1 rRNA gene is annotated in these 587 nt (G+C 55.2%); it reads left to right on the top strand.

The features are described from left to right. Positions 1–123: 123 nt before the first annotated feature. Positions 124–587, top strand: a 16S ribosomal RNA gene (locus AC3WL8_RS40005); the annotation flags it as partial.

Genomic DNA, 587 nt, shown 5'->3' with positions numbered 1-587 from the left:
ACAAGTTATACAGTGCTCGCACAGCAAAACGTGACTGGGTCTTCGGATCTGGTCAGTCAGTTTTCTGAGAGTGAGCGACCGCTCGAAAGAGCGAGGGAGCCGCGAGGCTTCCACACAGAGATTGAACTGAAGAGTTTGATCCTGGCTCAGATTGAACGCTGGCGGCATGCCTTACACATGCAAGTCGAACGGCAGCACGGGCTTCGGCCTGGTGGCGAGTGGCGAACGGGTGAGTAATACATCGGAACGTGCCCTGTAGTGGGGGATAACTAGTCGAAAGATTAGCTAATACCGCATACGACCTGAGGGTGAAAGCGGGGGACCGTAAGGCCTCGCGCTACAGGAGCGGCCGATGTCTGATTAGCTAGTTGGTGGGGTAAAAGCCTACCAAGGCGACGATCAGTAGCTGGTCTGAGAGGACGATCAGCCACACTGGGACTGAGACACGGCCCAGACTCCTACGGGAGGCAGCAGTGGGGAATTTTGGACAATGGGGGCAACCCTGATCCAGCAATGCCGCGTGTGTGAAGAAGGCCTTCGGGTTGTAAAGCACTTTTGTCCGGAAAGAAATGGCTCTGGTTAATACC

The sequence above is a fragment of the Cupriavidus sp. FW305-F7 genome, assembly GCF_058782875.1.
Note: the sequence above shows the minus strand (reverse complement) of the source record. Positions and strands in the feature narration are given on the sequence as shown.